Here is an 11923-nt window from a genome sequence, read left to right as displayed (position 1 = left end):
TTAATGTTTAAATTAGTGGGAAAATATGTTTTTCTTAACGAAATTTAAGAATTTTATAATTTTGCAGCAGCCCTAAATTTAAAACCAGATATATTACATGCTGCCATGTCGTGTATTGTAAAAATGTATTGGAGGTAAGTATTCGTGAGAAATAATCAAAATCAATCACTTTTAAAATATAAACAGAGAAGTACACGTGTTGCAGCAACGGTATTTCTTGCACCAGTAATAATAATGATGCTGGTATTTATTGTATACCCTATTATGTCTACTTTTAACACCAGCTTATACGAATGGAACGGCATTTCTTCGGATAAAATTTTCACTGGATTCAGTAATTGGCAAGATCTTTTTACTGATATTAACTTTTGGGTAGCTTTTCGCAATAATCTGATCATTATGATTTGTTCTATCTGTATTCAGATTCCGTTAGGAGTAGCTCTTGCAACATTTTTAGATGCAGGAGGTAAGAAATTAAATGTATTTAAAGTAATCTGGTTTTTACCTCTCTTAATGTCCTCAGTGGCAATTGGTTTTTTATTTTCCTATGCATTAGCTACAACCGGAGGCATTATTACTACCATCTCAAAGGCGCTGGGAGGCGGCAAGATCGACCTGTTAGGGCGGGCACCACAGGCGCTTTTCGCAGTAATCGGCGTAATTGCCTGGCAGTATACACCGTTTTATATGGTTTATTTTATGGCAGGTTACAGCGGTATTGATTCGGATATTTATGAGGCAGCCATTATTGATGGTGCAACGAGAGGTAAATATTTTAAGTATGTAGCACTGCCTTTATTAATGCCTATCGTACGTACAGCATGTATCCTGTCCTTAATAGGATCCCTCAAATATTTTGATTTAATTTATGTTATGACCGGCGGTGGTCCGGGTACGGCTACGGAACTAATGGCGACTTATATGTATAAATTATCGTTTACCCATTTTAAAATGGGTTATGGGTCCACAGTAGCCGCGGGTATGTTTATCCTGGTTACAGGAATTGCGCTTATCATTCAGAAATTAATTAATAAGAAGGAAGATTATTATGGATAAATATAAGAAAGAAAAATTAAAAAGCAGAATTGCCTGGACAATTGCATTTCTATTTGCATTAATCTGGGTTTGTATTACCGGACTTCCATTTTTGTTTATGATACTGAATTCTTTTAAAGAACAATTTGAAATGCTGCAAAAGGGCGTATTTCAACTACCGGATTCCTGGTATCCAGCTAACTTTATTGAAGTATTAACAAAAGGTTTTTTAAATTATTTTTTCAACAGTGTATTTGTATTGGTAATATCCCTGTCCATCCTTTTGTTCATAACCGCCTGTGCTTCATATCCCCTTTCCAGGATGCAATTTAAGTTAAGAAATCTGATCTATATATTAATCGTAGCCTGTATGTCCGTTCCTATGCATGTAACTTTAATACCGGTATTTAAGATGACTACCAAATTTAAAATTTATGATACGCTTTGGTCACTCATTGGTCCGAATATTGCATTTGGCATACCGATTTCCTGCTTTATTCTGACTACCTTTATGTCCACGATACCAAAAGAAATCGAAGAATCTGCAGAAATAGACGGCTGCGGCAAATTTAAAAATTTTTTTGCCATAATATTACCCTTGTCAAAAGCAGGTATATCCACACTTGCTATCTATAATGGTGTTGGAATCTGGAATGAGTTCTCTTTTGCCAATACCCTCACCCAGTCAAAAGCAGCAAAAACGCTGCCATTAGCTATCTCCGCCTTTCAGGGAGAACATTCCTTAAATATACCAGTAATTATGGCAGTTTTAGTTTTAACGGTTCTTCCTATGATTATCATGTTTATTATTTTTCAGGACAAATTAGTAAAAGGTATTATGGCAGGAGCGGTGAAAGGATAGGTAGTCAGTTTGTGAGCAGATATAATAATTTTATTAACGATAGGAAACTGCAATTAATCTTTTTATAAGGTAGAAAGAAAATCTAAAAAAGAAAGGAAAACCCAATAGATATGAAATGCAATAAGGAATATCGCTTGTCCTATTCGGACAGGGCAAAAGAAATTGTAGGTAGTCTGACACTGGAAGAAAAGGTCTCACTAATGGGTGGAAATTGGAGTCTGGAAAAAATGATGTCAGAAGCAACAGCCAATGAATCGGATAATCATTATAATAAGGTTCCGTACCCGGCAGGTGGTATTAAGGAGAAAGATATTCCTCCCATGCTGTTTGTTGACGGTCCCAGAGGTGTTGTATGCGGAACCGGAGAAAGCACCTGTTTTCCTGTATCCATGTTAAGGGGCGCTACCTTTGATACTGACCTTGAAGAACGAATAGGCCAGGCAATAGGGGAAGAAGTAAGGGCATTTGGTGGAAATACCTTTGCAGGAGTCTGCATAAATCTTCCCTATAATCCAGGGTGGGGACGCAGTCAGGAGACTTATGGTGAAGAATCGTTTCATCTAGGACAGATGGGTTCCTCCCTGGTCAAAGGTGTACAAAGTAAAAATGTTATTGCCTGTGTAAAACATTATGCATTTAATCAAATGGAAATATCCAGGTTCAAAGTAAGTGTTGATTGTGATAAACGTACGGAACGGGAAGTGTTTTTGCCGCATTTTAAAGACTGTATCGACGCAGGAGCTGCCAGTATTATGAGCTCCTATAATCGTTATAAGGGAAGACAGTGCGGTCATCATAATTATCTATTAAATCAGGTGTTAAAAGAAGAATGGGATTTTGACGGATTTGTAATGAGCGACTTTATTTGGGGGGTTAAAGATACGGTAGAGGCTGCCAATGGGGGACAAAATATGGAAATGTGCTGCACCCAGTATTTTGGTGATAAACTGGTTAAAGCAGTAGAGGACGGATTGGTTCCCGAATCCAAAATTGATGATGCTGCAGTTCGAATTATCCGCACTTTGTTAGCATTTAGCGAGGCAGATAACGAGGATTATCTCAAAGAAAAGTTTGCAGGAAATAAAGAGCATATCGCTCTTGCAAAAGAAGCCGCAAGAAAAGGTATTACATTACTAAAAAATGATCGGAAGCTTCTTCCTTTAGATAAAGCCAAGGTTAAGACTGTAGCTCTAATCGGCAAACTCGGTAAGAAAGAAGTTATTGGTGACTGGGGATCCAGTCGTGTATTTCCGGCCTATGTGGTAAGTCCTTATGATGGATTAAAAAACATAGCACCAGATACACAAGTTTTGTATTGTGATGGAAGTGATCTTAATGAAGCGAAAATAATAGCTGAAAAATCAGATGCTGTTATCTTTGTAGTAGGTTATGATCATGATGATGAAGGAGAATACATTTCAGAAAGTGAGAATGACGGATATACCGGTGCTATAGGCGGAGACAGGTTAAGTCTTGGATTACATGAGGATGAAATAAGGCTAATAAAAGAAATCGGACCTGTAAACGCAAATTCCGCAGCTGTTTTAATGGGCGGTAATATGATTATGATGACGGAGTGGAAAGACTGTGTCAGTGCCATTCTTATGGCATATTATCCGGGTATGGAGGGGGGAAATGTTATCGCTGAAATATTATTTGGTGATGTAAATCCCAGCGGAAAACTCCCTTTTGTGGTTCCCGAAAAAGAAAGTGATCTGCCGCAGGTTAATTGGGATACAGACACCCAGTGGTATGATTATTATCATGGTTATACAAAACTTGAAAAAGAGGGTGTTAAGCCGTTATTGCCGTATGGTTATGGTCTGTCTTATACGGAATTTGCATTAATTGACCCCACTTTCTCTGCAGATTTCGAGAATGTATTTGCAGGCTGCAAGGTAAAAAATACAGGTCTCATGGAGGGAAGTCAGGTTGTTCAGCTGTATGTGGGATTTAAAAATTCAAAAATAGACCGGCCGGTTAAGATACTCCGCGGATTTACCCGGGTTGATTTAAGTGCAGGAGAAGAAAAAGAGATAAGGATATCCTGCCCGGTGGAAAAATTAAAATGGTACAATACGGATACCTCCAGTTGGGAGTTAGAACATATGGAGTATGATATGTATATAGGAACCAGCAGCGATAATAATGATTTATTGGAGGGTATGGTTGAATTGTAGGAGTTTTATCTGATGCTAGTTTTGTAAAAAAACTTTGCAGAATTTGGAAAAATCAGATGCTGATTTAATTAAATTGTGTTAAAATAGAGATAGAAAGTATATGGGGCATGTATGTAAAGAATCATGCCCCGTATTTTTAACTAGCTTATTTCCAATAATAATATTCTAAAAGGTGCGAGTCATTATAGGAATAGAAAAAAGAGCCCTCGGCCGATCGAAGTCGAAATATTTCGACCAAGATATACACAGATATTCATAAAATGCAGGTTGAAGGATCTTTTGACACTCGAATCTTAGAAATAAAATATATTTAGAGGAAGGAATGCCACTTTAAGAGACTTTCACACTTTTATTTGTGGCAGTAACACATAGTATGAGCAGATGTGTTATACAATGGGTATTATAATGAAAAAATATATAAACAGCTGGAATCTGGATAAAAAGATATTTTTCATTATTACAAGTTTAATTTACGGTATCTCCGTAATCATGCTTGTTATCTTCACGGCCTTTTATATTAATTCATTTATCAGACAATCCAATAATATAACCAAAAATCAATTATCTGCACTTGCTTCCAATTATGAAAAAACTCTAGACGATTACAATGAATTTGCAATAGCTATGATCATTGATGATTCCATCCAGGAATATTTAGAATGTACAGGAAAAAAAGATAAAGATTACTTTAATCTTGTTAATAGTGCGAAACAGACACTTCAAAATGCCATAAATATGCATTCCAGTATGAACTATATAGCAATACTCAGCTACAACTTTAATGGTATGGTATATAAGGGTAATATCACCAAGATAGCTAAAAATTTCAATCAGACGTACAAAATGGATTATGCCAAGAGTTTATTTTGTTATGAATCCGGAACGATGCGAATGAGTTTTAATGACGTCTACCTGGGAAACGGCCATAATACGTTAAATATTTACTTCCCAGTTTATTCCATAACTAAAATGATTAAAGAGACCGGTCTGTTATGTATGATTTTTGAGACCAGCTTATTTGACGGACTGTCGGAAAACAGTATTACGGAATTTGATTCGGAAGTATTTATGGTAGACAGCAATCATGTAGTGGTATCCAGTACAGATGATTTTTCAATCGGAACCAAGTTCGCCTATGCAGACAGGTTAAACGGCGATAATGCTAATTTTAGCGTTTCGAATAACCTATACAGTTATAAAAAAATAGGAAAGTGGAATTATTATCTGGTCAGCAGAATTCCATTGATGAATATGTACAGGGATAATATTATTGTAGTAGCACTTTTATTTTTTATGACTGTAGCAATTACCTGCTTTGGGGTGGCAATCTGTAAGAAGATATTAAAAAAGACTTATGAACCGTTAGAATATGTTGTTAAGGAAATGAAATATGCTGCTGAGGGTAAATTAGATGTAAGAATTGATATGGAAAATGTGGGAACTGATTTCAAACAATTAGCTTATGGGTTTAATTATATGATGAAGGAAATTAATTCCCTTATGGAACAGGTTAAGCTGGAACAACAGCAGATGAACCACATTCGTTTCAATGCGCTGCAATCACAGATTCAGCCGCATTTTCTTTATAATACGCTGGACTGCATTCACTGGCAGGCAATGGTTGACGGAAATGAAGAAATATCTGCACTGGTAAAAGCATTGGCACAGTATTATCGGTTGTGTCTCAGCGGAGGGAAAGATGTAATACATCTGGAACAGGAGATAGAGCATGTTAAAAACTATCTCATTATTCAGAATATCCGTTATGACAACATCATTGAGAGTGATATTATAGTGGATGATTCGTGCAGGAACATTCTCATACCCAAAATTACTTTGCAGCCTCTTGTAGAAAATTCCATATATCATGGAATTAAAGTAAAGGAAGGAAAAAAAGGTAAACTTTGGATTAGGGTTGAAAAAAAGGGGGATGAGATATTTATTACGGTCTCGGATAATGGAACCGGAATGACGGAGGAAGCAATTCAGGATATGAACAATTCCATATCTGAGTATGATAAGGATTTCGGTTATGGTATCCGGAATGTAAATAAAAGAATTGAGATATTATTTGGGAAAGAATATGGACTTCATTATGAAAGAAACGAACTGGGTGGTGTTACTGTTATCATACACTTGCCCTGCCGGTTTGTTATGGAATATGAAGAAGTACTGTAAATAATTCGTTAAAAAGCGGGTGCTGATATTATATGTATAAGGCGATTATAGTAGATGATGAAAAAATGATAAGAATGGGTATGAGGAAAGTTATACCCTGGAACACGCTTGGAATCGGAGAAGTTTTCGTTGCAAAATCCGGTAAGGAAGCATTAGAAATTATAAAAGAAAATAAGCCGGAGATTATGATTACGGATATTAATATGGATGAAATGACGGGTTTAGATTTAATTGACAGGGTTAAGATAATTTTACCGGATATTAGAATTTTAGTATTAACCGGTTATGATAAATTTGAATATGCCAGGCAGTGTATTAAACTAAAGGTACATGATTTTTTTTTAAAGCCGATTGATGAGACTCAATTAATTGAGGCAGTAAAAAAGCAGGTAACATACCTGAATGAGAAAAATTCAGAAAAAGTCGTTAATTTTAATATAAACCGGGCTTTGGCCGTTACAGAGCAGATGAATATTGAGAAATTTCTTAGAGGTCTGGTTCACAGGAGGGTACAAAACCAGGAAGAGCAGATAACTATATTCTGTAATAAATACAAATATAGTTATAATCAACCGATACAGGCAGCAATACTGGTACCAACCTTATATATGGATAACGGAAAATCGGAAGAAAATTTTATTGCCCTGTCTGTTAAAAATATCTGTATCGGTATGGTAGATGCTCAAAACCGGGGATTGACCTTTACGGATGATTCAGGACGAATTGTTATAGCTTTTTTTCTGGATAAACAAAAGGGGAGCATTTTAGAATGGATACAGGAATTAAATGATATATTGACTGATGAGTATAATAAAAAACCAAAAGTGGTAGTAGGAAATTCGGTGATTGGATTTGGATTATTATATATGTCCTATAATGATGCGGTTTCTTTATTAAAATATGAAAAAGATGATTTTAACGAAATTATTCAAACCCAATATGCCCAGAACAGGGATAATCTGTTCCGGGAAGTATTTGCAGAGATGAAAAATGCCATGTGCGTGAATGTTGGTGATTCCGATAAAGTATTATATATTTTTAACCGATTCAGGCAGGCAACGGATTCTTACAATCTTTCGGATTCTTATATACGTAAAAGCTGTTTTGAACTGGCTTCTTCTATCTATTATACCTTTATATGTAATACCGGAGAGGAGGCAGATTCCCGCCTTAGTATCCTGTTAAAAGGCCTTACGAATGTTAGTGGGAATGAATTATTTGAATTGACGAGGCAATTCTTCATAAAATTACTTGCGAATAAAGAAGATCAGAATGTCCATGAAATCATAGATAAAGCAAAACATTATATTAAGGAAAATTTGCCCGATGAGTTATCGGTTTCTAACATTGCGGCAGTATTATATATTTCACCAAATTATTTTTCAAGATTATTTAAGAAAGTAACGGGGGAGGGGTGTAATGAATACATAGTGCGCAAACGGATTGAAAAAGCAAAACTTCTTCTGGAAACCACTAATTTTAAAACCAGTAGGATTGCCATGTTGGTAGGATATAGAGATACCAATTATTTCTCACTGGCATTTAAAAAAAATACCGGTATGTCACCGACGAAATATAGAGAAGAGTTTCAAAAAGCTAACATCAATTAACAGTTTTATCCTGCAGAAGAGGGGACTTCTAATGTAACTACGGGTCTTTTAGCTTAACTTTTTTTGTATATAATGTATTGTTTTCTTGTACTAATATATTGCTTATCTATATTGCTTAAACTATACATCATGTGTTAAAATTTGTTTATAGGTAAAATTATGTGGAAAAATATACAATTGAATAAGGTGAATTAAATAATCATGATTTTTCAAATACTAACCGCTATTTCCGCTTTTATTAGTTTATTGCTTACAATCTATGCATATAATATGAAACATTCAAAATATACGGTTATATTTGCCTTGCTTATGTCAGAGATTACGATATTCACCTTAGGTTCCTATAAAGAATTAATGGTGAATGATGATACCGTAAAAGTTTTATGGAGCGCAGTAAGTCAGACATGTTTTTTACTAACAGTACCTACATTGTTAATTCTTATCATTATTTACATAGGCAAGGAAAATATTTTAAAACCGATTATGATGCTTGGAATCTATTTTTTCCCGGTTTTAGGAGTTTTATTACAATGGATGGATCCATACTATCATATGATGAGAAATTATATTTATATAGATAAAGGCAGTTTTGCTGTTAACAGTGCGCAATTTGCTTTATTTATAATGGTGTTGGAGTTTAATATAATATTGGTAGTATTAATTTTATTACTCCATTTTCATAAGCAGATTAATGTAAATTACAAAAAGCAAACCCTCACTATGGGAATTGGAATATTGGCTACATTAATCGCTTCTATATATATAATCGTAAAATCTTATTTGGGATTACATGTGCCGTTTATTGCAATAACCTTATCAATAACCGGTATCATACTTTTCTTTAGTATCTTCCGGTATCAGTTATTTTCCATTGCCCCAATCACTCGGGATAAAATATTTGACATTGTACAGGAGGGTATTATTTCTGTAGATAATTATGGTGTGATCATTGATAAAAATGCTGCTGCGGATAAGTTTATTTATGATACTTCCGGTGAAAATCAAGAGCTGATAGGCGGGAAACTGGAAGATTTTCTATTGAATTGGCCAAGATGGTATCAATCCTGCAAGAGTATGAAGGCGGATGAATTCGAAATCGATGCTCTGAAATGGGGCAGGAAAAGATACTATTATGTTAAAGTATATCCTGTATATAATAATAACAGAAAAAAACGTGGAACCATATCTGTTCTTATAGATATTACGAATCGGAAAATGAAAGAAGAAGAACTTAGTACTGCCTTGGAGTCAAATAGATCACAGCTTGTCAATCTTTCCACAGAGTTAAGCGATCAGAAACTGCAGGTGGAAACAATAATAAATACTATATCGGATATTGCGTGTTTATCCATATCAGATAAACAGGGCAACCTAATATATTATAGCAAAGCAGTAAAGGACTATTTTTTGCCTAATATTTATATAGTGAAGGATAAGATAATAAACACATATCATAAGGGAGTCTATTATTATGAGGATGGAAGAGAAATTCAAAAAGATAAACTTCCATTGCTTAGGGTTTTGAGGGGAGAAAAAGTTGTAAACTTTCATTTTATTATGAAAAATGCAGGAGAAGATAAACATTTACTGTTTAATGGTACACCAATTTATAGTAATAGTGGCAGCCTGACCCATGGTGTATACTTTATCATGGATATTACCGATAACATTTTGCATAGGAATTTATTAGCTGTTACAGAGCAGTTGAAGTCAATGAATGCATTAAAAGATAAACTATTTACTGTATTTACTCATGATATAAGAAATCCGATTGCTACCATGGTAAGTCTGGTGGATATTTTAGAACAGGATAATGAGTGGTATAACACAGATTGCACGGAAATATTAGAAGAAGTGAAAAAGCAAATAAACTACACGTATAACATCATTGAAAATTTATTGGAATGGCTGAACAGTCAAAGAGAGGGGCTGGTTATCAAACCATCACTTTGGAATTTAACTGAAATTTTACAGGAGACTATATCTATGTACCTGGTTAGTGCAGGGGTAAAGAAGATAAGCATATTCTGTAATGTAAATGATAAACTTACAATATTTGCCGATAAGGAGGTACTGGAACTGGTACTGCGTAATCTTTTATCCAATGCGATAAAATTTACGGAACTTGGAGGAAATATCTGGGTGGAGGCATATTTAACAACAAATGATACAATTATTGCAGTAAAAGATTCAGGCATTGGTATGGATAAAAATAAATTAAGCCAGCTTTTTGATGAGGGATATGTAAATTCGACCTTAGGAACGGCAGGCGAGAAGGGAATCGGCTTGGGGCTTTTAATATGCAAAGAATTTATTATGAAAGGTGGAGGAAAAATATGGGCTGAGAGTAAACCAGGCGTGGGAAGTACATTTTATATTTCATTATTAAATTCCAATAAAAAATTATAGTAAATACTATTATATTAAGTCAGTTATTTTTTATCTTATAAAAAATACGTCCTATAAGATAAAAAAGCCCTCCGGTCAGGATGCACGCTTCGCGGATAGGAAGTATATTGCTGCAGGGTCCGCGAGGGCGTGAAAGTGTCAGTGCGCTGACACTTTGTTCAATTCGATTATATATAAGTTATTTACCAACGAGGGTACATATATATGCTTAAGAATTATTATTTAAGTACAGCCTGTTTCCTTATCATGTGTCTTATCAATAATTCATTTATTTCATTAGCTTCTTTGCAAATAGGACCGTGGTATATAAGTTATATCATTTATTTTAGCTTTGTAATTGTAATTTGTTTCGTTACTTTTTGGATTATTTACTTAAAAGCAGGAAAGTTCTTACGGAAACAAATCATCATTCTGGGTATAGGTATATGTAATTCCTGGATTTTAAATATTATATACATATGGAACAGTACAGAATTATCTTTATTTTTAACCCTCGCAGGCTTAACGATTACCGGTATCTTAATCATTTGGGTGTTTTATCAGATTAAGCATAATGTATCTACAATTACACCTATTGAAGTTGATAAAATACTTGAGTCAATATCCGACGGGGCAGTCGTATTTAATGAAAAGAATCAGATTATTTTATATAATAAACCGGCGTGTATATTAATTCCCGAATTAAAGGAAATAACACCCCGTAATAATGATATTGAATTAATATTTACCAGTTATCCGGTAGTAATTGAAACCTTAAAAAGTAATGAACTAAGAGAAATACAATTCCATGTTCCCAAAGAAGATATTGTAAGGATTTATAAAATGAAGTTAACCTTTATTAATAACGAAAAGACTTATTTAGGGAAAATTATGATATTATCGGATATAACCACTAGCAAAAAAAATCTTGAAGATTTAACTTCTACATCGGCACAATTGGAAACACTTAATACGTTAAAAGACAGACTGATAAACATAGTGGCATATGACATAAGGGAACCGCTGGATATGCTTATTAATCTTACAGATATTCTGGACAAGCAGGAATTGAATCAATTGGATAACAAATTATTAGTGAGAGAGATTCAAAAGCAGGTAAAAAATATTTTTTTAATAGTCGATAGTATGCTGGAATATTTTCAAAGTAAGCAGACCAGTAATATCTATTTGCCTATGAAGTGGAAACTGGCTATGCTGGTACAGGATACTGTTAATTCTATAAAGATAAAAGCAGATCATAAAAACATCAATATAAAGGCCAGTATCCAGGAGGATCTTTTTGTATATGCCGATAAGGGGATGTTACAGATTGTTTTAAGAAATCTTCTTTCTAACGCAGTAAAGTTTACAAATAGAAATGGAAAAATAGTAATAACCGCACAAAAAGAAAATGATTATGTAATTATATCTGTGAGAGACACTGGAATAGGTATGGAATCGGAAAAAGTACAATTGCTTTTTCAGGATGTGGAATGCACGCCTTCCATTGGCACAGAGGGAGAATTAGGTATTGGTTTGGGTTTGCTGTTCTGCAGGCAAATCATTCAACGTAATCATGGAGATATATGGGTGGATAGTACATTAGACGAAGGGAGTAATTTCTACATTTCAGTGCCTACAGGGAATGAATGGTGCAGATAAGAAAGAAA

Annotated in this window: 7 protein-coding genes; all 7 read left to right on the top strand. The window is 34.6% G+C overall.

All coding sequences use genetic code 11. The features are described from left to right. Positions 1–144: 144 nt before the first annotated feature. The 7 genes from RBU59_RS08490 to RBU59_RS08460 all read left to right on the top strand — a co-directional run bounded on the left by RBU59_RS08490 (position 145) and on the right by RBU59_RS08460 (position 11915). Complete coding sequence (locus RBU59_RS08490; protein WP_308147448.1) at positions 145–1056, top strand: carbohydrate ABC transporter permease; 912 nt, start codon at positions 145–147, stop codon at positions 1054–1056. Next, positions 1049–1897, top strand: coding sequence for a carbohydrate ABC transporter permease (locus RBU59_RS08485; RefSeq protein ID WP_308147447.1), 849 nt, complete (start codon positions 1049–1051; stop codon positions 1895–1897). Before RBU59_RS08490 ends, RBU59_RS08485 begins: the two co-directional genes overlap by 8 nt. 110 nt (positions 1898–2007) lie before the next feature. Beyond that, positions 2008–4077 carry a beta-glucosidase gene (locus tag RBU59_RS08480; protein ID WP_308147446.1) on the top strand — a complete coding sequence of 690 codons (2070 nt, stop codon included), beginning with the start codon at positions 2008–2010 and terminating at the stop codon, positions 4075–4077. 405 nt (positions 4078–4482) lie between these two features. Beyond that, complete coding sequence (locus RBU59_RS08475; RefSeq protein WP_308147445.1) at positions 4483–6255, top strand: sensor histidine kinase; 1773 nt, start codon at positions 4483–4485, stop codon at positions 6253–6255. 32 nt (positions 6256–6287) lie between these two features. Then, complete coding sequence (locus RBU59_RS08470; RefSeq protein WP_308147444.1) at positions 6288–7865, top strand: response regulator transcription factor; 1578 nt, start codon at positions 6288–6290, stop codon at positions 7863–7865. Positions 7866–8066: 201 nt separating this feature from the next. Next, complete coding sequence (locus tag RBU59_RS08465; RefSeq protein WP_308147443.1) at positions 8067–10274, top strand: sensor histidine kinase; 2208 nt, start codon at positions 8067–8069, stop codon at positions 10272–10274. Between the two features lie 204 nt (positions 10275–10478). Continuing rightward, entirely contained in the window at positions 10479–11915 is a 1437-nt protein-coding gene (locus RBU59_RS08460; protein ID WP_308147442.1) for a sensor histidine kinase, read from the top strand. The last annotated feature ends 8 nt before the right edge of the window (positions 11916–11923 follow it).

The organism is Anaerocolumna sp. MB42-C2 (genome assembly GCF_030913705.1).
Lineage (GTDB): Bacteria > Bacillota > Clostridia > Lachnospirales > Lachnospiraceae > Anaerocolumna.
Note: the sequence above shows the minus strand (reverse complement) of the source record. Positions and strands in the feature narration are given on the sequence as shown.